Annotated in this window: 14 protein-coding genes and 1 pseudogene; 8 read left to right on the top strand and 7 right to left on the bottom strand. The window is 60.9% G+C overall.

The genetic code is table 11. The features are described from left to right. Positions 1-208: 208 nt before the first annotated feature. Positions 209-1,491, bottom strand: a pseudogene (gene amaA, locus ACZZZ4_RS11690) (L-pipecolate oxidase). A 90-nt stretch (positions 1,492-1,581) separates the two neighbouring features. Next, a complete protein-coding gene (gene amaB, locus ACZZZ4_RS11685; RefSeq protein WP_463547863.1) occupies positions 1,582-3,072 on the bottom strand; it encodes an L-piperidine-6-carboxylate dehydrogenase in 1,491 nt (496 codons plus the stop codon). 165 nt (positions 3,073-3,237) lie between these two features. Here amaB and ACZZZ4_RS11680 point away from each other — a divergent pair, with 165 nt between their 5' ends. From ACZZZ4_RS11680 to nadE, 3 genes are all read left to right on the top strand, one after another. Continuing rightward, positions 3,238-4,137, top strand: a complete 900-nt coding sequence (locus ACZZZ4_RS11680; protein ID WP_129998172.1) for a LysR family transcriptional regulator — start codon at positions 3,238-3,240, stop codon at positions 4,135-4,137. Positions 4,138-4,352: 215 nt separating this feature from the next. Beyond that, on the top strand, positions 4,353-5,576 hold the full coding sequence (gene pncB / locus ACZZZ4_RS11675; protein ID WP_463547862.1) for a nicotinate phosphoribosyltransferase: 1,224 nt from the start codon (positions 4,353-4,355) through the stop codon (positions 5,574-5,576). A gap of 4 nt (positions 5,577-5,580) precedes the next feature. Further along, a complete protein-coding gene (gene nadE, locus ACZZZ4_RS11670) occupies positions 5,581-6,408 on the top strand; it encodes an ammonia-dependent NAD(+) synthetase (RefSeq protein WP_463547861.1) in 828 nt (275 codons plus the stop codon). 124 nt (positions 6,409-6,532) lie between these two features. On the opposite strand, the gene azu is transcribed toward nadE, so the two are convergent. Next, complete coding sequence (gene azu / locus ACZZZ4_RS11665; protein WP_016771925.1) at positions 6,533-6,976, bottom strand: azurin; 444 nt, start codon at positions 6,974-6,976, stop codon at positions 6,533-6,535. Between the two features lie 342 nt (positions 6,977-7,318). Between azu and ACZZZ4_RS11660 the strand changes: the two genes are divergently transcribed. Together ACZZZ4_RS11660 and ACZZZ4_RS11655 are read left to right on the top strand one after the other, a co-directional pair. Continuing rightward, a complete protein-coding gene (locus ACZZZ4_RS11660) occupies positions 7,319-7,906 on the top strand; it encodes an LOG family protein (RefSeq protein ID WP_463547860.1) in 588 nt (195 codons plus the stop codon). 68 nt (positions 7,907-7,974) lie between these two features. Further along, entirely contained in the window at positions 7,975-8,163 is a 189-nt protein-coding gene (locus tag ACZZZ4_RS11655; RefSeq protein ID WP_415763785.1) for a hypothetical protein, read from the top strand. Between the two features lie 208 nt (positions 8,164-8,371). Here the strand turns inward: ACZZZ4_RS11655 and ACZZZ4_RS11650 are convergent, their stop codons facing one another. From ACZZZ4_RS11650 to ACZZZ4_RS11635, 4 genes are all read right to left on the bottom strand, one after another. Continuing rightward, positions 8,372-9,262: a transglutaminase family protein gene (locus ACZZZ4_RS11650; RefSeq protein ID WP_463547859.1), complete on the bottom strand. Its 891-nt coding sequence runs from the start codon at positions 9,260-9,262 to the stop codon at positions 8,372-8,374. Beyond that, entirely contained in the window at positions 9,262-11,748 is a 2,487-nt protein-coding gene (locus ACZZZ4_RS11645; protein ID WP_415763786.1) for a circularly permuted type 2 ATP-grasp protein, read from the bottom strand. Before ACZZZ4_RS11645 ends, ACZZZ4_RS11650 begins: the two co-directional genes overlap by 1 nt. A gap of 88 nt (positions 11,749-11,836) precedes the next feature. Beyond that, on the bottom strand, positions 11,837-15,112 hold the full coding sequence (locus ACZZZ4_RS11640) for a transglutaminase family protein (protein WP_463547858.1): 3,276 nt from the start codon (positions 15,110-15,112) through the stop codon (positions 11,837-11,839). A 486-nt stretch (positions 15,113-15,598) separates the two neighbouring features. Further along, positions 15,599-17,902: a YgiQ family radical SAM protein gene (locus ACZZZ4_RS11635; RefSeq protein ID WP_016771932.1), complete on the bottom strand. Its 2,304-nt coding sequence runs from the start codon at positions 17,900-17,902 to the stop codon at positions 15,599-15,601. 395 nt (positions 17,903-18,297) lie between these two features. Between ACZZZ4_RS11635 and ACZZZ4_RS11630 the strand changes: the two genes are divergently transcribed. The 3 genes from ACZZZ4_RS11630 (at position 18,298) to ACZZZ4_RS11620 (ending at position 25,555) form a co-directional block, all read left to right on the top strand. Continuing rightward, complete coding sequence (locus ACZZZ4_RS11630) at positions 18,298-20,040, top strand: hypothetical protein (protein WP_463547857.1); 1,743 nt, start codon at positions 18,298-18,300, stop codon at positions 20,038-20,040. Then, complete coding sequence (locus tag ACZZZ4_RS11625) at positions 19,929-20,843, top strand: hypothetical protein (RefSeq protein WP_463547856.1); 915 nt, start codon at positions 19,929-19,931, stop codon at positions 20,841-20,843. Before ACZZZ4_RS11630 ends, ACZZZ4_RS11625 begins: the two co-directional genes overlap by 112 nt. Positions 20,844-20,908: 65 nt before the next feature. Then, a complete protein-coding gene (locus ACZZZ4_RS11620) occupies positions 20,909-25,555 on the top strand; it encodes an NEL-type E3 ubiquitin ligase domain-containing protein (RefSeq protein WP_463547855.1) in 4,647 nt (1,548 codons plus the stop codon). Positions 25,556-25,567: the final 12 nt, after the last annotated feature.

The raw sequence follows: 25,567 nt of genomic DNA, 5'->3' as shown, positions 1-25,567 counted from the left end.
TAAACCGCGGAAGGTGAAACCATTTGTTTTTACAGGCGCAACCCTCGCGCGCCATCATTGCAACCGCAGCGGCAAACGACGTGCAACCAGCCTGTAACAGCCCGCGTCACCGAACTGCACACTGCTGGTGCGGGACTGCTACAACCCGCACCATTACAGGCTAGTCGCTGGATGCAAAAGCGCCGCTTGCGGCAACAAATTTCAACACTCAAATGACGATGCGCAGGCACTGGCCCGCGTGATACAGGGAAAATCCGGCCTCGTACAGGCAACTGCGCAAACCCACACCGGCCAGGGGTGCATCGGTGCGAAGGGAATCGGCAGTGCCTGCGGATTGCCGTTGCACAGGTAATCGGCGAAAGCTTTGCCGACCACCGTGCCGGTGGTGACGCCGCGACCGTTATAACCGGTGACGGCCACCAGGCCCGGCGCCGGTTCGAACAGGCGCATCAGGTGATCAGGGGTAAACGCAATGCGCCCGGTCCAGGTGCATTCCCACTCGACCGGCTTCAGATTGGGGAAGTAATGCTGCTGCACCCGATCAGCCCAGGCCTTGAGAAACCAGGTCGGTTTCTGGTTGCCATTGCCGAGGCTGCCGAGCAACAGGCGTCCGTCCTTGTCACGGCGGATGCTGCTCAACACCTGACGGGTGTCCCACGAGCCCTGCCCGCCGGGAAGAATTTCTTGAGCGGCGTCTTCGCTGAGGGGCACCGAGGCGACCTGATAGTAATAACCGGGAAAGAAATTGCGCTTGAGTTCGGTCCAGTCGCCTTCGGTGTAGGCGTTGGAGGCGATGACCACTTGCTCGGCGAGCACCGAACCCTGGGCGGTCTGCACCGACCATTTCTGCCCGATGCGCTCGAGGCGAGTCACTGGTGAATGATCGAACATCTGCCCGCCGAGACCGCGCACGGCATTGGCCAGCCCGGTGACATAGGCCATCGGATTGAGCGTGCCGGCACGGCGATCAAGCAACGCGGCGGCGATTTTCTGCGTGCCGGTGGCTTGCTCGCAGGCTTTGCCGGTCAGCAATTCGACCGGCGCGCCACGGCGCTTCCACTGCTGCTCGCGACTGCGCAGATCCGCCTCGCCCTTGGCGTTGTGAGCCATGTGCAAAGTGCCTTCGCGGCGCAACTGGCAATCGATGTTGTACTTATCCACAAGGTTGAACACCAGCGCCGGCGCCGCACCGAGCATGCGGTTGAGCTGACTGCCGACCGCCTCGCCGAAACCGGCCTCGATCTCGTCCGGAGGAATCCACAGGCCGGCGTTGACCAGCCCGACGTTGCGCCCGGAACCACCGTGCCCTGCGCGATGCGCTTCCAGCACGCAGACGCTTTTGCCTTTTTCCAACAGATGCAGCGCCGCTGACAACCCGGTGAACCCGGCGCCGATCACGCAGACATCGACCTTGACCTCGCCCTTGAGCGCGGTGTTATCCGGCCGTTGTGGCGTGAGCGTTTCCCACAGACATTCTTCGCGTAACGGCATTGCCAAGCTCCTGTCGGAGCAGCCGCAAGCTCCAAGCTACAAGCTGCAAGCCGGTCTGCTTGACGCTTGTAGCTTGAAGCTTGTAGCTGCTTAATCGAATGTAATGCCCTGCGCCAACGGCAATTCCAGCGAGTAGTTGACGGTGTTGGTCTGCCGGCGCATGTACGCGCGCCAGGCATCGGAGCCGGATTCACGGCCGCCGCCGGTCTCTTTCTCACCACCAAAGGCGCCGCCGATTTCCGCGCCGCTCGGGCCGATGTTGACGTTGGCGATGCCGCAGTCGCTGCCGACTGCCGACATGAACCGCTCGGCCTCGCGCACGTCGGTGGTGAAGATGCACGACGACAGGCCTTGCGGCACGGCGTTGTTCAGGCGCAGCGCTTCCTCGAAATCGCTGTAGCCAACCACATAGAGAATCGGCGCGAAGGTTTCGCTGCAGACCACATCGCTCTGCTCGGGCATTTCCACGATGGCCGGTGATACGTAGTAGGCGTTGGGGAATTGCTCTTCCAATTGGCGCTTGCCGCCGAACACCCGGCCGCCTTCGCTCAGTGCCTGTTCCAGCGCATCCTGCATGTTTTCGAAGCTGTGCCTGTCGATCAGCGGGCCGACCAGATTGCCTTCCAGCGGATGGCCGATTCGTACTTTCGAATAGGCAGCCTTGAGGCGGGTGACGATTTCTTCCTTGACCGATTCATGGGCGATCAGACGGCGCAAGGTCGTGCAGCGCTGCCCGGCGGTGCCGACGGCGCTGAACAGAATCGCGCGCACTGCCATGTCCAGATCGGCGCTCGGGCCAAGGATCATCGCGTTGTTGCCGCCCAGCTCAAGAATGCTGCGGGCGAAACGTGCGGCGACTTTCGGCGCCACTTCGCGGCCCATGCGCGTGCTGCCGGTGGCGCTGATCAGCGCAACACGCGGATCATCGACCAGCGCTTCGCCGGCATCACGACCGCCGATCACCACTTGGCAAAGGCTCGCCGGGGCATCACTGAAGTTCTTCACCACGCGATCAAACAGCGCCTGACAGGCCAGCGCAGTCAGCGGGGTTTTCTCCGAAGGTTTCCACACCACCGGGTTGCCGCAGACCAGCGCCAGGGTGGTGTTCCACGCCCACACTGCGACCGGGAAGTTGAACGCGCTGATGACGCCGACCACGCCAAGCGGATGCCAGGTTTCACGCATGTGGTGGCCGGGGCGCTCGGAGGCGATGGTCAGACCGTACAACTGGCGCGACAGGCCGACGGCGAAATCGCAGATGTCGATCATCTCCTGCACTTCACCCAAACCTTCCTGAGTGATCTTGCCGGCCTCCCACGACACCAACTCGCCGAGGTCGGCCTTGTACTCGCGCAATACTTCGCCGAACTGGCGCACCAGCTCACCGCGACGCGGCGCCGGCACCTTGCGCCAGTGCTCGAATGCATGATCTGCGCGACTGATGTGCTGCTCGACTTCGGCAGCGCCTTCCCATTTCACCGAAGCAATCTGGCTGCCATCGATGGGCGAATGCACCGGCACTTTGCCGTTCTGGTACAGGGCCGGGTTGACTCCCAGACGATCAAGCAATGCGGCAACCATCGGTCTCTCCTCAAGCAAAAAACAGAATGTGTGCAGCCATCCTTCGCATGGCCGGGCAGGCCTTTAGTTGTAGCCTCACCAAGGCGATGCAACAAACGACCTTTACGCCAGATATCATTCCGTTTATTCATGCTGCGTATAGAAAGACAAGAAAAAGGACTGGCCATGCTGAACAAACGCCACTTGCCCTCGATCACCGCGTTGCAATGCTTCGAGGCCGTGACCCGGCACCTGAGTTTTACTCGTGCTGCCGAAGAGCTGAACCTGACCCAGAGTGCGGTGAGCAAACAGGTCGCACAGCTTGAAGAATTGTTGCAGCATTTGCTGTTCCGCCGCGTGCGTCGGCGTTTGCAAATGACGCCGGCCGGAGATTTGTATCTGGTCGAGGTCAGAAAAATCCTCAGCCAAGTGGAGATGTCGACGCATTACCTGCGTTCCTACGGCGGCGAGACCGAAGTCCTGCGCGTCTCCACCCCGTCGACCTTCGGCGCGCGTTGGCTGGTGCCGCGCCTGAAAGGCTGGCGCCTGCGTCATCCGTCGATCCATCTGGACCTGTGCAACGAGCAGGAAGCCGATGACCTGTTGCAGGGACGCAGCGATCTGGCTTTCTATTTCGGCCAGGCATCGCGACCGGGCACCGAATGCCTGAAATTGTTCGGCGAAGAACTGGTACCGGTCTGCGCCCCGGGCAGCCTGCCGGACGCGCCATTCACTGACCCGACGCAACTCACTGATCTGGTGCTGCTACAAAATGCCTCGCGACCGCAGGCCTGGCACGACTGGTTCGACAGCCAGGGCTACCACACCGAGCACAGCTACCACGGGCCGCGTTTCGAAACCTTTTATATGTGCATCCGCGCCGCCCAGGTCGGCTGCGGCGTAGCGCTGCTGCCACGGTTTCTGGTGGAAGAGGAATTGGCCGAGGGCAAACTGGTCATACCCTGGCAACATGCGATGCCCAGCAGCGACGCCTATTACCTGGCCTACCCCGAACACGCGGCAGAAGTGCCGAAGGTGCGGGATTTTGTGAAATGGATGCTTGAACAAATCGATAGCCCGGTGTGAGGTCGACCGGGATCCCTGTGGGAGCGAGCCTGCTCGCGAAAGCGTCGGGTCAGCCACATCATCTTTAACTGTCACACCGCATTCGCGAGCAGGCTCGCTCCCACAGTGGATCTGCGGCGCTCTGAAAAAATGCTGGCAATCCCCACCGCCGATATGCGCCACTAGCGCCATCGATATAGACCGCGCCAGGCGCGGCGCAACTGGAGACCCGTTTTATGAGCGAGAGTGTGTTTGCCGATCGCATCGTGCAGAACCTGCTCGACACCGACTTCTACAAGCTGACGATGATGCAGGCGGTGCTGCACAACTACCCCAACGTCGAAGTCGAATGGGAGTTCCGCTGCCGCAACGCCGAGGATCTGCGCCCGTATCTGGCCGAGATCCGCCATCAGGTCGAGCGTCTGGCCGAGCTGAGCCTGAGTGCCGATCAGTTGAGCTTTCTCGAGCGCATCACCTTTTTGAAACCGGACTTCCTGCGCTTCCTCGGCCTGTTCCGCTTCAACCTGCGCTACCTGCACACCGGCATCGAAAACGGCGAACTGTTCATCCGTCTGCGCGGGCCATGGCTCCATGTCATCCTCTACGAAGTGCCGCTGCTGGCGATTGTCAGCGAAGTGCGCAATCGCTATCGCTACCGGGACACCTCGCTGGAGCAGGCGCGCGAACAGCTTTATCGCAAGTTCGACTGGCTCACCGCCAATGCCTCGGCCGATGAGCTGTCGCAACTGCAGGTCGCCGATTTCGGCACGCGCCGGCGCTTTTCCTTTGGCGTGCAGGCTGAAGTGGTCAACGTGCTCAAGCATGACTTCCCCGGGCGTTTCGTCGGTACCAGCAACGTGCATCTATCCCGCGAGCTGGACATGAAACCGCTGGGCACCATGGCCCACGAGTGGATCATGGCCCATCAGCAACTCGGCCCGCGCCTGATCGACAGCCAGATCGCCGCGCTCGACTGCTGGGTTCGCGAGTACCGTGGCCTGCTCGGCATCGCCCTCACCGATTGCATCACCACCGATGCGTTTCTTGGCGATTTCGATCTGTTTTTCGCTAAGCTCTTCGACGGTCTGCGCCATGATTCCGGGGACCCGGTGGCGTGGGGTGAGAAGTGCATCGTGCACTACCACAAGCTTGGCATCGACCCGATGAGCAAGACCCTGGTGTTCTCCGACAGTCTGACCCTGCCCAAATCGTTGGAGATTTTCCGCGCGCTGCACGGTCGCATCAATGTGAGCTTCGGCATCGGTACCAACCTCACCTGTGATATCCCGGGTGTCGAACCGATGAGCATCGTGCTTAAAATGACCGCCTGCAACGGCCAGCCGGTGGCGAAGATCTCCGACGAGCCCGGCAAGACCCACTGCAAAGATCCGAATTTCGTCGCCTATTTGCGACATGTGTTTCAGGTTCCTGCCGAATCCAGTCTATCTAGCAAGGAGTGAATTCATGCAAGCCGTACAGCGTGAGATTGCTGAGCAGCTCAAGGTGCAACCACCGTTCGCCGACGATCAGGCCCTGCAGGCGGAAATCGCCCGACGCCTGTCGTTCATCCAGGATTGTCTGGTCAATTCCGGGCTCAAGACCCTGGTGCTGGGCATCAGCGGCGGCGTCGACTCACTGACCGCCGGCCTGCTGGCCCAGCGCGCAGTGCGTGAACTTCGCGAGAAAACCGGCGACGACCGCTACAAATTCATCGCCGTGCGCCTGCCCTATGAAACCCAGTTCGACGAGCACGACGCCAAGGCCTCGCTCGATTGCATCGCGCCTGACGAAATCCACACCGTGAACATCGGCCCGGCGGTCAAGGCGCTGGCGGCTCAGGTGTCGGCGTTTGAAGGCAAACCGGCGGCATCGGTGGATTTCGTGCTGGGCAATACCAAGGCGCGCATGCGCATGGTCGCGCAGTACACGATTGCCGGGGTGGCGGGCGGTCTGGTGATTGGCACTGACCACGCGGCGGAAGCGGTGATGGGTTTCTTCACCAAATTTGGCGATGGCGCCTGCGACCTCGCCCCGCTCAGCGGTCTGGTGAAAAATCAAGTGCGCGCCATTGCCCGCAGCTTCGGCGCGCAGGAGTCGTTGGTCGAAAAAGTGCCGACGGCTGACCTCGAAGACTTGTCACCGGGCAAGCCGGACGAAGCGGCGCACGGCGTGACCTATGCCGAGATCGATGCGTTCCTGCACGGTGAAACGGTCCGGGACGAGGCGGCGAAGATCATTGTCGATACGTACAACAAGACTCATCACAAGCGGGTGATGCCGTTTGCGCCTTGATTTTTCAACGGCATGAAAAAGCCCGCTGAGGAGTGATCCTCCGCGGGCTTTTTCTTTGGCCATCAGTATTTCGATGAAGCGGATGGCCTCTTCGCGAGCAGGCTCGCTCCCACATTGGCCCTGATTACTTGACGACGATGGTGCCTTTCATCATCGAAATGTGGCCAGGGAACGAGCAGAAGAAGCCGTAGCCACCGTCAGCCACCTTGGCCACATCGAAGGTCACCGAATCGGTTTCCTTGGCGCCAATGATCTTGGTGTGGGCGATGATGCGGGCGTCGCCGTCCTTCAGGTAGTTTTTGTCGATACCGGCTGCCAGGCCGTCGGTAGCGATTGGCTGCATGTCAGCTTCTTTACTGATCACCAGGTTATGACCCATGACGTTCTTCGGCAGGCTGCCGGAATGGGTCAGTTCGACGGTAAAGGTCTTGCAGCTCTTGTCGATCACGATTTCCTTGGTGTTGAAGGACATCTGATCCGTGGAATCAACGGTGGTTTTGCACTCGGCAGCCATCAATTGGCTGCTGGCCAGCGCCAGCAGGGATACCGCAACAACTTTGGAAAACATGGTGAATCTCCAAGGCAGGGTTAACAAAAACACTAGTGGTGGAAAGACTGCCTGAAATCTTCGCAAGTTCCTATGACTTGTGTCAAAAATTGTATACAACTTTCAGGCTATGACACTCATCGACACAATCTAACGGCCATTTCATTCGGCCAGCCCTATGATCGGCCCACCTACTGAAACGGAGTGCCTGTCATGTTCTTCAACGGCTTGTTGTGCAGCTTGCTCGCCGCCTACGCCTGTGGCGCCAGCGGTACTTTTGAATCACCCGAACGCGAAGTCTAGTCCTTGGAGCACGGCGCGCCAGCCGTTACCCTGTGCGCCTGATCGACCCAGGAGTAACGCATGTCGCTGAAATCCGTTTGTGTGTTTTGCGGTGCCAACGCCGGTACCGTGCCGGCCTATACCGAAGCCGCCGTCGCCCTTGGCCGGGCACTGGCCGAGCGTAGTCTGACGCTGGTCTACGGCGGTGGCGCCGTCGGCTTGATGGGCATTGTTGCTGATGCCGCGCTGGCCGCTGGCGGCGAAGTGATCGGCATCATCCCGCAAAGCCTGATGGACAAGGAGATCGGCCACAAAAGCCTCACGCGCCTGGAAGTGGTCGACGGCATGCATGCGCGCAAGGCCCGAATGGCCGAACTCAGCGATGCGTTCATCGCCTTGCCCGGCGGCCTCGGCACGCTGGAAGAACTGTTCGAAGTCTGGACCTGGGGCCAGCTCGGCTATCACGGCAAGCCTCTGGGCCTGCTGGAAGTGAACGGTTTCTACAGCAAACTCACGGCTTTTCTCGATCATATCGTCGGCGAAGGCTTCGTTCGCGCGCCACACCGTGACATGCTGCAAGTGAGCGAATCGCCAGATTCCCTGCTCGACGCCCTCGATCAGTGGCAGCCGACCGTCACGCCCAAGTGGGTCGACCAGAAACCCGGTTAACCCCCGGACACCGATACAGGGCAGAATACGCGCCGCTCAACCTCACCTTCGACCCAAGAGGATCGCCCATGGCCAAACCCAATTACTCCTTCGCCAAACGTCAACGAGACCTGGCAAAGGAACAGAAGAAAGAGGAAAAGCTTCAGCGCAAGAAGCAAACCGCTGAAGAAGCGGCACTGAACCCTGACGGTGAAGCGGCGACCGATGATGATGTTGATGCATCCGATGCACCGAAAGATCAGGCGCCCGACGCCTGAGCCCCACCGGGTTTGATGATCGAATCAGACCCTGCGGATTTGTGACGGGGCTGGCAGTTTTGCTGCCGGCCCTCACAGCCCTGCGTTCCCTGACACACCAAAATCCCTGTGGGAGCGAGCCTGCTCGCGAAAGCGGTGTATCTGTTACAAATCTATTGGCTGACCTGACGCTTTCGCGAGCAGGCTCGCTCCCACATTTGAAAACTCATCAATTCTGAGGCATTACCGTAACCCGCACTTCCGGGTCATGATTACCCCCACCGAGAATCACCCCCCGCAGCGGCGACACATCGGAAAAATCCCGTCCCCACGCCAGCGTGATGTGTTCCAGCGCCGGCTGCACATTGTTGGTTGGATCGAAATCCACCCAGCCCGATACCGGACAGAATACCGATACCCACGCATGCGAGGCGTCGGCGCCGATCAGGCGTGGCTGCCCCGGCGGCGGCTGAGTGAGCAGGTAGCCGCTGACATAACGCGCCGCCAGACCGCGCGAGCGCACACAGGCCAGCATCAGATGAGCGAAGTCCTGACACACGCCGCGCCGACGCTCCAGCACCTCCACCAGCGGCGTCGCCACCTGGGTGGCTTCGGCATCGAAGGTGAATTCGCTGAAGATCTTCTGCATCAGCGCCTGCACCCCGAGCAACAACGGTCGCCCTGGCGGAAAACAGCTTTGCGAGAACTCGACGAAGCTGCGCTTCAAATGCACATAGGGTGACTGGAACCGGTAACGACAGGCTTCGAGCAAGTCGGCGGACAGCGGCTGACTGCTGTAGGTCAGCGCATCGCGGGTCTGCTCCCACGCGGGCGACTGATTGAAATCCAGCGCCGGTCGCGCCAGCACCTCCACCGTCAGCCGGGCGTTGACTTGCAATTGGTCATGGGGCCGCTCAAACGCCAGCCGTGTCAGCGGATTACCGAATACATCCAACTCATCACGGCGCATGGTCGGCTCGGGGCTGATCAGCAACTGCTGCTCGGTGCAGCGCTGCCAGCTGCATTCGCGCGGCCACAAGTGCGCCAGTTGCTGCGCGAGGGAGACCGGGCTGTCGTAGTGATAACAGGTGTCGTGAAAGATCTGATAGTGAGCGCTCATCACACGGACACCGTACGCTGGCTGACATCATCGACATGAGCGAAATGGCGCAACGCCAGACGATCCGAAACCTGGCCGCTGGCTTCGGCGATGTCCTGCAACAGATCGGCCAGACCCTCGAGTGCGGCACGTACGCTGGATTTGCCGAACAGCGGATTCTCCAGACAACCGAGATCAAACCGCGACAGGCGCTCGACCAGTTGCGGCAGCGCGGTTTCCCGAGGCGCGGCGAAATCGTCGTTCAGGCGTTTCAGCGTGCGGGTGACCAGTTTCAGCTGAAACAGCACCGCGTGGGGGTTCTGCTCATCCAGCAGCAGCAAATCCAGCACCGGAATCAGTTGCGCCACCGCCAGATAGCGCGAGCGATAGGTGATACTGCTGTTGCCCAGTTCCAGCAACCATTCCAGCCCCGCCTGATCGAACGCACCCGCACCGCGCAGAAATGCAGCCAGACTGCTGCTGAGAAATTGCAGGCGTTCGATGCGCCGGCCGATCATCAGAAACCGCCAGCCTTCATCGCGGGTCATGTCATCCAGGGCAAACCCCGACAGCGCTGCCAGCGACATCACCAGACGGTTGAGGAAATCCAGCAGTTCGCCGAAGTCCGGTTCATCGACTTCCAGCTCCAGCGCCTCGCGCTGCAATTCGACCAGCGCCTGCCAGTTTTCCCGGGACAGCTTGCCGCGCACTTGCGATGCAGCCCACTGCAAACGCTGCAAATTGGAACGCAGGCTGAACGACCAATCCTCGCCGAGCAACGCCGCGAGCAGGCGCTCCGGCAGTTCGCCCTCATCCGGCAACAGCGCCAGCCGCTCGCCGAGATCGACCGCTGCTTGCAGCGCCTGCGGATCATCGCCATCGACGTAACGCGTGAGCATGATGCGCAGCAGCCGCGCGCTGTCGTCGCAGCGTTCGCAGTAGCGGCCGAACCAGAACAGATTCTCTACTACCCGCGATGGCAGGTAAGGATCGCGCCGCACCAGATCGTGCACGCCGACATTGCGCTGCGCCTTCCACTGCTCACCACTCGGCGCACGGTCGCTGAGCACCCAGGTGTCCTTGCTCGCCCCGCCGCGCTGCATCGACACCACTTCGGCATCAGCCTCGGCCGCCACCCGGGTCAGACCGCCGGGCAACACGCGGTAGCCGTCGTGGCTGGCCACCGCATACATGCGCATGCCGATCGCGCGGGGTTGCAGATGACCGTCCTCGGCTTGCCAGACCGGCGCCTGCGACAGTTGCGCAAGCTCTTGCGCGACGTAGGCATAAGGCCGTGCCTGCATACGCTGCGCCAGCTCGAGGCGCTGACTGTCACTCAAATCACGGCCGAACACCGGGGCGAAGCTCTGCGACGGGAACGCCGGTTTGATCAACAACTCCGGGAGCTTTTCCAGCGCCTGCGCCAGCACCGGCGCTTCACCGCACCACCAGGTGGCGATCGACGGCAGGATCAGTTCTTCGCCGAACAGGAACTGATTGATCTTCGGCAGAAATCCCAGCAGGCCCGGCGATTCCAGCACGCCGCTACCGAGCGCATTGGCCACCAGCACCCGCCCCTGACGCACTGCCTCCAGCAGACCGGGGACGCCGAGCGCCGAGTCGGTACGCAGTTCCAGCGGGTCGCAGAAATCATCGTCGAGGCGGCGCATGATCGCGTGCACCCGGCGCAGGCCACTGAGGGTTTTCAGGTAAACGGTGGCATTGCGCACTGTCAGATCGCCGCCCTCCACCAGCGGATAACCTAGCTGACGGGCCAGATACAGGTGCTCGAAATAACTTTCGTTGAAACGCCCTGGGGTCAGCAGCACCACCAGCGGTGCGTCATCGCCCTGCGGTGCCTGACGCGCCAATGTTTCCTGCAAGGTGCGGAAGAAACCGGCCAGATGCTGAACCTTCAGATCGCGGTACAAATCGGGAAAGGCGCGGGAGACGATGGTGCGGTTTTCCAGCGCATAGCCGGCCCCGGACGGCGCCTGGGTGCGATCGGCAGTGACCCACCAGCGACCATCCGGCGTGCGCGCCAGATCCACGGCATACAGATGCAAAAAGGCTGACTCGGGCGGGGCAATGCCCTGACAGGGCCAGAGAAAATTGTTGTGCCCGAATACCAGCTCGGCGGGCAGCAGGCCTTCGCTGATCAACCGCTGCGGACCGTACAGATCCGCCAGCACTGCATTGAGCAAGCGCGCACGCTGAGCGATGCCGGCGGACAATTGCTGCCACTCATCTGCCGCAATCACATGGGGCAGCAGATCCAGCTCCCACGGCCGGTCAGCGCCCTTGGGATCGGCATAGACGTTGTAGGTGACGCCGTTTTCCTGAATCTGCCGCGCCAGCAAGGCCTGACGCTGCACCAGTTGCGCTGGACTGCTGCGCTGCAACTGATCGAACAGGCGCTGCCAATGCGAGCGCACCGCGCCGCTGCCGTCGAGCAGTTCGTGATAGGTGCCCGCAGTCAGCGGGTAGCGGTCTAACAGGTCAGGCATGGAAAGCTCGGCAGACAGCAGGGAACGGTCAGACTAACGCAGGCACATGACACGCGGATAGACGAAAAATCCGCGTGTTGCGTAGGCTCTAGTAACGGCGCAGGTCGATGGTCATCGGTAGCTCGTCATTGATTTCTACTTTGGGTACGGGAAGTTTCCCCGGCGTGTGTCCGAGGCGGAAAAACCGCGCCATCCGCCGACTTTCCGCTTCGTTGGCATTGACCGGCAAGGTCTCGTAATTGCGCCCACCGGGATGGGCGACGTGGTACTGGCAACCACCCAGCGAACGCCCCATCCAGGTATCGAGCAGGTCGAACACCAACGGCGCGTGCACCGGTATGGTCGGATGCAAGCAGTTGGCTGGTTGCCAGGCTCGAAAGCGCACCCCGGCGACAAACTCGCCCACGCGCCCGGTCGGGTGCAACGGCACCGCGACGCCATTGCAAGTCAGCAGATAGCGCTGTGGCGGCAAGCCGTTGAGCTTGACCTGCAAGCGCTCCAGCGAAGAATCGACGTAGCGCACCGTGCCGCCCGCCGAGCCCTCCTCGCCCAGCACGTGCCAGGGTTCTAGCGCCTGACGCAGCTCCAGCTCGATGCCATTGACGGCGTAGTCGCCGACCTTGGGAAAACGAAACTCCAGATGCGCCGCGAACCACTCCGCACGCAACGGATAGCCGGCGTTGTTGAGTTCGACGATGACGTCGGCGAAATCCTCTTCGATAAAGTGCGGCAGCAAAAAGCGATCGTGCAGCTCGGTGCCCCAGCGTGCCAGTTTCGCGGGCGCATAAGGCTCGCGCCAAAAGCGCGCGACCAGCGCCCGCAGCAGCAACTGCTGAGCCAGACTCATGCGCGCATGCGGCGGCATTTCAAAAGCGCGCAGTTCCAGCAAGCCAAGACGCCCGGTGGCGCCGTCCGGTGAATACAGTTTGTCGATGCAGAATTCGGCGCGATGGGTATTGCCGGTGACATCGATCAGCAAATTGCGCAGCAGGCGATCGACCAGCCACGGCGCACATTCCTCGCCCGGTTCCGGCATCTGCGCGAAGGCGATTTCCAGTTCATACAAGGCATCGTTACGCGCCTCGTCGACCCGTGGCGCCTGGGACGTCGGGCCAATGAAGAGGCCGGAAAACAGGTACGACAGCGAAGGATGGTTATGCCAGTAGCTGATCAGACTGCGCAGCAGATCCGGCCGCCGCAGAAACGGTGAGTCCGCCGGTGTCGCGCCGCCAAGGACGAAATGGTTGCCGCCGCCGGTGCCGGTGTGGCGCCCGTCGATCATGAACTTCTCGGTGGTCAGGCGGGTTTGCCGCGCCTGCTCGTAGAGAAACTCGGTGCGCTCGACCAACTCGTCCCAGGTCGCCGATGGCTGCACGTTGACCTCGATCACGCCCGGGTCCGGAGTGACACGGAAATTGCTCAGGCGCGGATCACTCGGCGGTTCATAGCCTTCCAGCAGTATCGGGCAATGCAGTTCTTCGGCGGTGGCCTCAATGGCCGAGACCAGTTCCAGATAATCCTCGACCCGCTCCAGCGGCGGCATGAACAGATACAGCCGCCCTTCGCGGGCCTCGGCGCAGAATGCGGTACGGGTCAGCCAGTCAGCGGACTCATCGATTTTCGGCACGCGCTCATCCAGCGCAGCCGGTTCGCCGTGCACACCGAGCTGCGCGGCATCCGGCAGTTCAGCGAAGTCCTGATTCGGATCGTTGGGATGGATGAACGGATATTCCGCCGCTTTCACCCACGGCTGCGACGCCAGCGGCAAGCGATAACCCAGCGGCGAATCCCCGGGCACCAAGCGACAGTGCTCATCGCGCAGATACCAACGCCCGCTCTGCCATTGATCGCCCTTGGCCGTGCGCGCCAGCGGCAGCACCTGGCCGATCACCTTGTTCAGGCCCTGACTGAAGACCTTGCGCAATCGCGCGCGCTCCAATGGCTCTTCCAGACGCGAATCTTCGGCGCTGACGTTGCCGGGCAACGCGCCCTCGCGCCAGAGGTAATAGAGATGATCCTCGTAGGCCGGGAAGACGAAGCGTGCCGGCAACTTCAGGCGCTCGGCGACGCTGGCGAGAAAGCGTCCGGCCAGTTCGCCGTCGGCGCCATAGTCCTGCTGCTCGTCGGCGATCAACGCGTCGTTGTGCCAGATCGGCTGACCGTCGCGGCGCCAGTAACAATTGAGCGACCAGCGCGGCAACTGCTCGCCGGGATACCACTTGCCCTGACCGAAATGCACCAGCCCCTGCGGCGCGTATTGCTTGCGCATGCGTTGGAACAGTTCGGCGGACAGCCGACGCTTGTCCGGCCCCAGCGCGGCGGTGTTCCATTCGGCGCCGTCCGGGTCGTCGATGGAAACGAAGGTCGGCTCGCCGCCCATGGTCAGGCGCACATCGCCTGCGAGCAGATCGGCATCGATCTGCCGCCCCAGCGCCTGGATCGCCCGCCACTGTTCATCGGTGTAGGGCTTGGTGACACGTGGCGCTTCCCAGATTCGCTCGACCGACATTTCGTGGCTGAACTGTGTCTCGCAAGGTTCGACCAAACCACTGATCGGCGCCGCCGAGGACGGATCGGGACTGCACGCCAACGGAATATGCCCTTCCCCGGCGAACAACCCGGACGTCGCATCAAGGCCAATCCAGCCGGCACCCGGCAAATACACCTCGCACCAGGCGTGCAGGTCGGTGAAGTCGACTTCGGTGCCCGACGGGCCGTCGAGGCTTTTCACGTCGGCGGTCAGTTGAATCAGGTAGCCGGAGACAAACCGCGCCGCCAGACCGAGATTGCGCAACAACTGCACCAGCAACCATGCCGAATCGCGGCAGGAACCGGAGGCGTGTTGCAGTGTGTGCTCCGGAGTCTGCACGCCGGGCTCCATGCGGATCAGGTAGCCGATGTCTTCGCTGAGGCGCTGATTGAGCGCCACCAGAAAATCCACCGCCGGCAGCGGCGTGCGGTCGATGCTGTCCAGGTAAGCCTTGAACGTTGGCGTCAGCGGCAGGGTTTCGAGGTACGGCGCCAGCTCCTTGCGCTCATCGGCGGCGTAGCTGAACGGGATTCGCTCGGCGTACGGTTCGAGAAAGAAATCGAACGGATTGAACACCGCCATTTCCGCTACCAGATCGACTTCGATGCGCAGCTCTGCGGTTTTTTCGGGGAACACCAGACGTGCCAGGTAATTACCCTGGGGGTCCTGCTGCCAGTTGATGAAATGCTGCTCGGGCGAGACTTTCAGCGCATAGGAAAGAATTCGCGTGCGGCTATGGGGTGCCGGGCGCAGGCGGACGATCTGCGGGCCGAGTTCGACAGCGCGGTCGTAGCGATAATGCGTGACGTGATGCAATGCGACATGAATCGACACGGCGTGCCTCCTGCGAGCCTTGGGCGTATGGGAAAGCGCGCAAGACTTATGCCATGCACAGGCTTGCGCGCTTTCGCGAAATGCTCAAGGCAGTACAGCACCAAAACCGGGCGATGCGAGGAAATGGTTTGGCGAGTGTGCTTCTATTTGTGGCAGGCAGTCATTGATGGAAGTGTCTGAGCGGGCCCCATCGCTGGCAAGCCAGCTCCCACAGGGATCTTTTGTGGCCACCGTTCTTTGACCGACAGAGAAACCTGTGGGAGCTGGCTTGCCAGCGATGGGGCCAGTGGGCTCACCGCATTTGATCGTTCCCACGCTCTGCGTGGGAATGCAGCCCGTGACGCTCCGCGTCACAACCATGTTTGACAATACTGCGAGTAACGGCTGGAACGCGGAGCGTCCCGAGAGGCATTCCCACGCAGAGCGTGGGAACGATCAGCAAAACGCCAACCCGAAGGTTGGCGTTCTGTTCAGCTCAAGCCGTGTTTAGCGCGGCACGACCGGCTTGCGCGTCGGCTTCGGCCCTTTGCCTTTGGCCGCATCCTTGCGTTCCTTGGCCGCCTGCTGGTTGCGGGCGAACGCCGCAGCCTTGGCCTGTTCACGCTTGTCCCACGGATTACCGCCATCACTGGCACGCGGCGGCAAACCGGTGTGCTGGGTGAGAATCTTGGTGGTCTTCTCTTTGGCGACCTTGTGGCTGCCGGCCGGCGTCGAGTTCTTGCGACGGGCGCTCTGGTAGCTGTCGGTGGCTGGCTGATGCGCCGGGATCAACTGATCCTTGCCCGGGCCGATCAGATCGGCGCGGCCCATGCGGATCAGCGCTTCACGCAGCATCGGCCAGCCTTTCGGGTCGTGATAACGCAAGAACGCCTTGTGCAGACGACGCTGATCTTCGCTCTTGACGATGGTCACGCCGTCGCTCTTGTAGGTGACCTTGCGCAGCGGGTTCTTGCCCGAGTGGTACATCGCCGTAGCGGTGGCCATCGGCGACGGGTAGAACGCCTGCACCTGGTCGGCGCGGAAGCCATTGCCCTTGAGCCACAGGGCGAGGTTCATCATGTCTTCGTCGGTGGTGCCCGGGTGGGCGGCGATGAAGTACGGAATCAGGTACTGCTCCTTGCCCGCTTCCTTGGTGTACTTCTCGAACATGCGCTTGAACTTGTCATAGCTGCCGATGCCCGGTTTCATCATCTGGTTGAGCGGACCTTCCTCGGTGTGCTCCGGGGCGATCTTCAGGTAACCGCCGACGTGGTGGGTCACCAGCTCCTTGACGTACTCCGGCGACTCGACGGCGAGGTCGTAGCGCAGGCCGGAAGCGATCAGAATCTTCTTCACACCCGGCAGGGCACGGGCGCTGCGATACAGCTGAATCAGCGACGAGTGGTCGGTGTTCAGGTTCGGGCAGATACCGGGGAACACGCACGACGGCTTGCGGCAGGCGGATTCGATTTCCGGGCTCTTGCAGGCGATGCGGTACATGTTCGCAGTCGGGCCGCCGAGGTCGGAAATGACGCCGGTGAAACCCGGCACCTTGTCGCGAATCTCTTCGATTTCGCGAATGATCGACTCTTCGGAACGGTTCTGGATGATGCGGCCTTCGTGCTCGGTGATCGAGCAGAAGGTGCAGCCACCAAAGCAGCCACGCATGATGTTCACCGAGAAACGGATCATGTCGTACGCCGGGATCTTCTCCTTGCCGTACGCCGGGTGCGGCACACGGGCGTAAGGCATGCCGAACACGTAGTCCATTTCTTCAGTGGTCATCGGAATCGGCGGCGGGTTGAACCAGACATCGAGCTCGCCATGCTTCTGCACCAGCGCACGGGCGTTGCCCGGGTTGGTTTCCAGGTGCAGCACGCGGTTGGCGTGGGCGTACAGAACCGGGTCGTTACGCACCTTCTCCATCGACGGCAGGCGGATCACGGTCTTGTCGCGAGTCATGCGCGGGCTGGCGAGGATCTGCACAACCTTGGCTTCCTGCGGATCTTCGACCGGGCCTTTTTCCTGCTCGATGGCGCAGGCCTGAGTGTCCTGGGTATTCACGTAAGGGTTGATGATCTTGTCGACCTTGCCCGGACGGTCGATGCGCGTGGAGTCGACTTCGTACCAGCCCTGCGGCGTATCGCGACGGATGAACGCGGTGCCGCGGACATCGGTGATGTCTTCGATCTTGTGGCCCCACGACAGGCGCTGGGCAACTTCGACGATGGCGCGCTCGGCGTTGCCGTACAGCAGAATGTCGGCGCTGGCGTCGATCAAGATCGAGTTGCGCACGCGATCCTGCCAATAGTCATAGTGGGCAATGCGGCGCAGCGAGGCTTCGATGCCGCCGAGCACGATCGGCACATGCTTGTACGCCTCCTTGCAGCGCTGGCTGTAGACCAGGCTGGCGCGATCCGGACGCTTGCCGGCCATGCCGCCAGGCGTGTACGCGTCGTCGGAACGGATTTTCTTGTCCGCGGTATAGCGGTTGATCATCGAGTCCATGTTGCCCGCCGCTACGCCGAAAAACAGATTCGGCTCGCCGAGCTTCATGAAGTCATCTTTGGACTGCCAGTTCGGTTGCGCAATGATCCCGACGCGGAAGCCTTGCGACTCCAGCAGCCGGCCGATGATCGCCATGCCGAAGGACGGGTGATCGACGTAGGCATCACCGGTAACAATGATGATGTCGCACGAATCCCAGCCAAGCTGATCCATCTCCTCCCTGCTCATCGGCAGGAATGGCGCTGGCCCGAAACATTCGGCCCAATATTTTGGATAGTCAAATAACGGCTTGGCTGCTTGCATGTCGACGACCGGTGTTGAAGTGAAAAATCGCGGGCGCGGAATATAGCACAAATTTTGACCAATTCCGACGACAGTGGTCGGTTTCTCCATGCGCTGCTCTTGCGCCGTCAACCCGCCACACCTTACGCGTTTTTGCTGAACGCACGATACACGACACGGCAAGGAAGCCGCCCGCGCGTCGCTCTCCCTTCGGGAATAGCGAGGCGGGAAAAATGAAAGGAAGACAGGCAATGCCACCCAAACCGCCCATCAGGGGCACGACGACCGTCTCGGTCCATAGACCGCGGCCCGATGACTCGATACCCCGCCTCCGTTTCCCGCCCCCGTCCGAAAGCGGGCCGCCGCCCAGCCCCTCCACCCGCCCGACGTCGATCACAGCGCCCACGGCGATCGACGTGGAATTGCATCGGATTATTTCCCTGCCACCGCCGGTATCGGTCAGGGCGATAGTCGCTTCATGGCCTTCCCCGATCGCGCACCAACGTCAGTTGCAGGATTACTGGATCCATTCACTCCCTGCGCTCCCTGCCGCCGATGCCCGAGGCATTTCGACTTATCGCGGCCGTCAGTACGTGAAAGTACCGGAGGGTGGGACCGTGCAGGTGGGCCTGGACTCTGCCAGCGGCCTCTATCGGGCCAAGTGGCCCAGCGAATTGCATCCGTCCGGGCCGTTGTTGCAATTCGACGCCGACGGCGGTCTCTGGCAACCGGTCGACACTTCTTCGCCATTGACTTATCCCTTGTCTGCTAGACGGCTGGAGGCGTTTCGCGCCGATCTGGATTTCAGTACGGCCGCTCCGGACAGCGATGGCCTGTATCGCTTCAATGGCAAGCTCTACGCGTTGATAAAGCAACACGCCTATCAAGTCCTGCACGATCTCGATGCCTCGACTCCGCGCAGGAAAGTGATGCGCATCGTTCGCGCCGAAGACCCGGTCGCCACCCAGGAGCACAATATTTACCTGGCTTCACGCCTCGGCAGTTCGGAGCCTGTCGCATTCGATGCCCGGCACGGCTGGCAAGGCACCATTGTGTACGGCGCTGCGGGCATGCCGCGAACTGTGGCCGACTCAATGACTGCGTTCTTGCAGCGCCTCGACGCAGGTTCTGAAATCGACCGTATAAATACGCAAATCCGCGAAGCCAGGAAAAAGCGTCAAGAGCTGTTTTCCGCATGGCTCACTGCTAAGGATGGGGCGGGCGAACACGCCGCCAGGGTCTCTGCTGAACTGACTGCGCTTGTGCAGCGTGAACTGCACAGCCACCGGGAGTTGAAGCAGCTTGGCAAGGCTCTGAAGTTCTATGAGGACGAAAAGTCCGTCATAAAAACTTTCATGACGGAGGGAGATTACCGAGATTCAGTGATTGCGCTGCAAAAAAGCCAAATGCTCGCCTACCAGCAGCTCATCGAATGCGGCATGAGTCGCCGCGCCCTGGAAGGCCCCTTGCTCGACTTCACTCCGGAGAGGCTTGCGCGGACCGTCGGTTTTCTCGCCCGACAGCTGGCCCACTTGAAAAAGCGCCAGCTCATTGCCGACACTCTGCTGAAAAAGTGGAAGGTCTCGGCGGACGATTTGGGTCAGGACGTCCTTTCACCGATGGATACGCATGACGTAGTTGCCTCGTGGGTCCTGAGCAAAAGCGTGCTGCTGGACAATCCTCAATCGCGCAGTGATGCTCCTCAGGCATCGGATCTGGCCGTCCAGTTTGGCCAGGCGACTTTTGTCTACGGAGCACTCGACAGCGTTCCGCAGGCCGCGCACCCCGTGGTACTCAATAACCTGGCTCAGCAATGCGCAGCCATCCGTGACTGGTACGACCGGCTCGACCTGCCCGACGGCCCCGAACACGTCACCTCACGCAATGACATCAGCGCAGAAATCAGCGCGTTTGAACACATGCTGGAAACCCGCCTGAATCGTATTTACCACGCGCAGCCCGACGGTACCGCGCCGCCAGTCCACGAACTGCCGATTGACTTCGACTTCATCCCGCCACAAGTCAAAAATGGTCCGCCACCCAAATCATGGCGACTCTTTCGCGCAAAAAACACGGCGTCTACAAGCTCCACGTCGGCGAGTCTCGGCGCACCGCGCAGGGAGAGGAAGTCATTGGCGTCACGAACACTTTTGATCTGAAACAGTCTGCACAAATCTATGAGCGCAGGGACGGCGAATGGCGCCCGGCGCAGGCGGTTCAGAGTAAACGCCTGCCCACGCTGATTGCCGAGGCCCGTCTACATCTGCAACAAACCGATTCGTACGTGGACATCGCCCTCAGGCAAGAGCAAGCGAAAAATCACCCCGACAACATTGTCGAAACGCTTGAAGGACGGGCCAAAACCCTGGATGACACTGCGCTTGAGCTTCAGCGATTTGAAACAAGCGATGCCAATGCCACACCCCTTGTTCAAAGCCTGAGGGAGCAGAGCCAACGCCTGCGCGAAACGGGCGAAGAAATTCGCATCCGGATTTACAAGGACAAAGACTTCCTGAGCGTCGATCGACTGATTTACCTGATGGACCGCGCGCAGGTGCGCGTGGTGAAGACCGATGACCGAATCAAACGAGGCAAGGGCAAGAACAGAGAATACCTGGACCTTTACTCGATCAGGGATGCCACTGGTGACAAAGAACTTTGGCATGCGCATTTCCATTATCCAGCCCGGAATACCCCAGATCTGAACTTCAATGTGCGCGGCGCCCACCTGAAAACCCTCCAGCAAAGCGCCATGGGCGCCGCCGCGCAACGCCGGGAAGAACGTGCGGGGCGCGAACACGTCGCCATCTGGCGCGAACATTTCGATGGCCGCACGGCGCAAAGAATTTTCAATCTGGCCGCGAGTACTCCTCCCCTCGCGAGTCCCGGGCCATCAACCATTACCAGGCAGGTAGCAAGCCTCTCTATCCATGGCTACTCGCCGACATCTCCCAGGCAATGATGCCGAACAGCCCCGGCGCACCGGATTCAAGCGCTGCGGGGCAGCCCTACAAGGAATGTAAAGACATGCCAATCAAAACACCGCTCAAAGGCACTACCCAGGTCGATGTCCATCTGCGACCGGGCACGCCAGTGGATTCGCCAGTGCTACGCCCCGACGTAACACTGCGGCCGGGCTTCGACACGGCAATCTCACTTGCAGCCCAGCCACGACCGGGCGGACCGACCGGCAACACGAATGCCGACGCAATCGCCCCGGCCCCCAGCGTCACAGTGCATTCCACTGCACAAGTAACGGAAAGAGCTGTGGTCGTCGCCCGGCCGCTGGAGGACTATCGGCTCACCTCAACGGCCGGCTTGCCCGCTGCGAACCTGGACGGCGTAATGCTGTTCAAGGGGCGTCAGTACATCGAGATGGCGGATGGCAGCTTCGTGCAGGTCGGCAAGGATGCGCACAGCGGCCTGTGGCGGGCCAGGCTGGCGAGCGAATCGACGCCCTCTGGCCCCGTGATGCTGCGTGACCCCGATGGTGGACTCTGGCACGCAGTGGACGATTTGCAGCCGAAGACTTTCCCGCTGTCAGCGACGCGTTTGCAAGATTTCCGGACATTGCTGGATTTCAGCAGCGCTCGACACGACAGCGACGGCCTGTATCGCCATGACGGCCGGCTCTACGCGATGATCGACAATCACAGCTATCAAGTACTGCACGACGTTGATGCTTCGACGCCCTGGACGCAGGTGATGCGCATCGTCCGGCCGGACGATCCGGTCGCCGTCGACAGCGATAATACGTATGTCGCGACACGTTCCGGCAGGTCGGAGCCGATTGTTTTCGATGCCGACGCAGGCTGGCTGGGCGCCGAAGTGGGCGGCACGGGTGGTATGAATCGCGGCGGCGATGACAACCCGGGGCGACGAAGTCTGCGCAGCCGGCTCTCGACATTGTTCAACCCGCGCCCCACCGCGCAATCGCGCGCGAGAAAACTGTTTCCGGGCCTCAATGATGAAGACCTGGGCACGCTTCTGCGGGCACAGGGTGACGACGTGCTCGAGTATCTGTCGCGACGTGAAAGCGAATACCAAACGCTCAAGGACAATCTGGCAGCGTGGGTCAAAACATCCGCTGCAGACAGCACTGACAAAACCCGAGTGGTAGCTGCAGAACGGAGCGCTACGGCGATCAGGCGCAGCTGGAAACGACAGACCGGCGACGGGCTCAGACTCGAACTGGGCAACGGTGTGCTTCCAGTATTGCTTGCTGATTTCAGCCATGTGCACGCACTGGAACTGGGCACGGTTAGCTGGTCGGCTGCCGCCGATGCCTTTCTCAACGGCTTTACTGCGCTCAAACGCCTGACCATCGCCCGCTCCAGCCTGGATACGCTGCCTGCCAGCATCGATAAAATGCCTGGGCTGACCGAGCTGAACCTGACCAGTAACCGGCTTCGGCTTACGCAACAAACAGCGGCGCAACTGAGCGGACTGAGCCAACTTCAATACCTCAACCTGTCCCACAATCCATTGGACATAGCACCCGACTTCAGTGCGATGGGCGCACTCAGATCGGTGAGCCTGCGCGACACCCGACTCGAGCAATGGCCAAATGGGCTACAGAATCTGCAAGCCCCGGTAACCGTGGATTTGCGCGACAACCAACTGCACCAGATACCGGAGAAAATTCTCCACCCATCGAGCGATCAATCCCTGGCTAATGCTCGTGTCAACAGCGTGACGCTCATTGAAGGCAATCCGTTCCCGGCAGGCTATTGGCAAACTCTGGAGAAGTATTGGCAACGTGTGAACGTTGCGCACCCTCAGGCAGGCACTGGCGAACAGCCGAAGGCATTCCGGCTCGACGCCGCCGCCGCAGACATCGCCACGGTGCAACGAATGTATCCCGACAAAGATGCACAGGCGGCCAAGGAGTATCTGCTTGAGCTGGAAGAAAGGGCCCCGGGCGAATCATCCCGGCGCCTGGCGGAATTCGACCTGCTCGAAACGCAACTGGAGGCCTATATAACCGACAGTCAGACGGGTTCATCTACAACCGGCCCGGAAGTGATCAAGGCCCGGCGCATTGCCAGACTGATCCGAGGCTGCTGGCTGGGAGATTCGGACGGCGCGTTGAAATTGCATCAGGTGTATGCACAGCTCCCGGTCCTGACGGCGGATTTCAGACACGTCAAGTTGCTCAGCCTAGACGCCGTGTCCTGGTCGGAGGCGGCCGACGCGTTTCTTGGCAAATTCCCGAATGTGGAACAGTTGAGCCTGACTTCCTGCAACATCGAAAAAATGCCGGCAGTCATTGCCAGGCTGCCGCGACTCAGCAGTCTGGATTTGCATGGAAACAAGATAAAACTCGATCAGCAAGGCGCCATTGCGCTGAGCGACCTGCACGCACTCAAGCACATCGATCTGAGCGACAATCCGCTTGAGACAATACCCGATTTCAGTGCCATGTCAGGTTTGCAGACACTGACTCTGAGAAGCACCGGAATCACCGAATGGCCCAATGGACTGCTCGACAAAACGGCTCTGACCTCGCTTGATTTACGTAACAATCATCTACGTGAAGTGCCGCAGGCCAACCTCCACCCGTTGCCGGATGACCTGCCGCGTATCGCACGGATCAATAACGGCACGCGGCTGGAAGGCAACGACTTCCCCTCAGCGTACTGGAGAAAGTTCGATGGTTACTGGCGCCGGCTGAAAGCCTCGCACCCTGACCTGATAGCCCCCACCCACCCCGCCGCGTTCGACAGCGAAAACTCGCGAGCACAGCGCTATCGAAATCTATACCCGGGCAAGAGCATCCAGACGTGCCGCGAATATATCTGGAATCATGAAAAGGCGAGTATCGCGCCCCGGCTGTTGGCGCTGGAGCAAGAGTTCGCGGTACTGAAGGGCCAGCTCGATGACTGGGTTTTTTCGGGCGGCAACAATCGTCAGCGCTACATTCGAGCCAACCAACTGCAGCTCAACGCCCAGACCCGCAGTGACCGCAACGAAGCACGGGATCGAATCCTCAGTTGCTGGCGCCGGGAAACACCGCAAAAACGCGCCTACGACAATAGCGAAATCGGTCTGGAGCTCGACCTCAGCGGCCTGACGTTGCCGACCCTGCCGGACCTGAGCATCGACTTCAGCCACGTAGGTTCGCTCAAACTGAACAATATGAACCTCACCGAGTCGCCGGAAGGCTTTCTCACACGCTTTCGCCATCTGCGCTGGCTGAACATGGCCAACAATCGGCTCAGGGATCTGCCGCCGGCGGTGGGAGAGATGCATGGCATGACACGCTTGTTCCTGCAGGGCAATCAGCTTGAACTCACTGCCGAAACGGCGCAGATACTCGCCGGGCGCACGACTCTCAGAGCCTTATGGATGCAGGACAATCCACAGTTGGGCGTGGTGCCGGATTTCAGCCTGATCACAGACATTCGCGAGGTCGATCTGTCCAACACTGGCATCGACAGATGGCCGACAGGCCTTTTCGATCAACCACAACTGGGCAAGATTACCCTCAGCAACAATCGGATCACCACACTTCCGGATTTTGTCGTCGCCCCTCCAGCAGAACGGCTGGCGCACTCGGTACAGGTCAACAGCGGCACACGGATAAACAATAATCCGTTGAGCGATACGACGCATGAACGGCTGCGTCTTTACAGTGAGCGCCTGGCCGCCGCCGGCACCCCGCTTCAACACCGTTTGAACCTGCTGACCACGGCTCGCCCCGTTTCACGAATACAGGTGCCCATCGAGAATCCGGTGGCGCTGAACCCGCGATGGGTCGCCGGGCTGTCGCCACAACAGGCGGCAACGAGAATCGCCCAAATGAACACCCTGAGGGCACAGGAAGGCTCGGATGGCTTTTTCAACATCATCGCCGGCCTCGCCCATCATCAGGACTTCCGACGGCAGGCCTGGGACGTAATCGAGGTCATCAGCGAAAACAACCCGCAATCGCGCGCCCTGCGCAGAGAACTCTTCGACCGCGCCTGCGAAGCGGGTTGCACGGATCTGGCAGCCGCGACCTTCACCGACCTGCAAGTGCTTGCCATGACCCACAAGGCCCGGGTGAAAGCACGTGAGGACGGTAATGGCACGCCTCTGGTGGAATTGTCCAAAGGGTTGTTTCGACTCAAGCAAGTAGATGACATCGCTGCCGCGCAGGTCGCCGCAAGCAGGGCTATTGCCGATAATCCGCAGATAGCGGCGGGCGAGCGTAACCGCCATCGCCTGCGCATACGCGACCCGCATGAGATGACCATGGCGTATCGCTTCGGTCTCAAGGACCGGCTGCAATTGCCGTTTCAGCCGCAGACGTTGTCGTTCATCGGCATGGCTGACGTCACAACAGAGATGCTTGAGCTGGCATATCGGAAAGTTGTCGCGACGAACGACTCGCCGGAGGAGGTCCAGGCATTGGTTGCGACAGACTTCTGGCAGGATTTCATTACGTACAAATACTCGCCCCAGTTCGACGCGGCCCGCCAGCCCTATCAGGAGAAACAGGCGGAGCTGTCCGCGCAGTTTTCCAACAAAACCCTGACTCAGGCCCAGTACGACACGCAAACTGACGACCTCACCGCACAGTTGGCAATCAGCGAAGCGACGCTGATTCAGGCACTGACCCGACAAGAGTTGCAGCCAGACGCCCCAGTAGCGGTCCCTGCAGTCAGCGACGCGACAGCCGGGGCCAACTGAAACTGGCCCCGT

It is taken from the genome of Pseudomonas sp. AC252 (genome assembly GCF_979258105.1).
The sequence above is the reverse complement of the archived record's forward strand: the minus strand, read 5'-3'. Positions and strand labels throughout refer to the sequence as shown.

Coding starts and splice junctions, on each gene's coding strand:
- ACZZZ4_RS11650 (WP_463547859.1), bottom strand. CDS start 9,262: ATGAGCGCTCACTATCAGATCTTTCACGACACCTGTTATCACTACGAC.
- pncB (WP_463547862.1), top strand. CDS start 4,353: ATGAGCGAGAGTGTGTTTGCCGATCGCATCGTGCAGAACCTGCTCGAC.
- nadE (WP_463547861.1), top strand. CDS start 5,581: ATGCAAGCCGTACAGCGTGAGATTGCTGAGCAGCTCAAGGTGCAACCA.
- ACZZZ4_RS11625 (WP_463547856.1), top strand. CDS start 19,929: ATGGCGACTCTTTCGCGCAAAAAACACGGCGTCTACAAGCTCCACGTC.
- ACZZZ4_RS11680 (WP_129998172.1), top strand. CDS start 3,238: ATGCTGAACAAACGCCACTTGCCCTCGATCACCGCGTTGCAATGCTTC.
- ACZZZ4_RS11645 (WP_415763786.1), bottom strand. CDS start 11,748: ATGCCTGACCTGTTAGACCGCTACCCGCTGACTGCGGGCACCTATCAC.
- ACZZZ4_RS11635 (WP_016771932.1), bottom strand. CDS start 17,902: ATGCAAGCAGCCAAGCCGTTATTTGACTATCCAAAATATTGGGCCGAA.
- ACZZZ4_RS11660 (WP_463547860.1), top strand. CDS start 7,319: ATGTCGCTGAAATCCGTTTGTGTGTTTTGCGGTGCCAACGCCGGTACC.
- ACZZZ4_RS11620 (WP_463547855.1), top strand. CDS start 20,909: ATGCCAATCAAAACACCGCTCAAAGGCACTACCCAGGTCGATGTCCAT.
- amaB (WP_463547863.1), bottom strand. CDS start 3,072: ATGGTTGCCGCATTGCTTGATCGTCTGGGAGTCAACCCGGCCCTGTAC.
- ACZZZ4_RS11655 (WP_415763785.1), top strand. CDS start 7,975: ATGGCCAAACCCAATTACTCCTTCGCCAAACGTCAACGAGACCTGGCA.
- azu (WP_016771925.1), bottom strand. CDS start 6,976: ATGTTTTCCAAAGTTGTTGCGGTATCCCTGCTGGCGCTGGCCAGCAGC.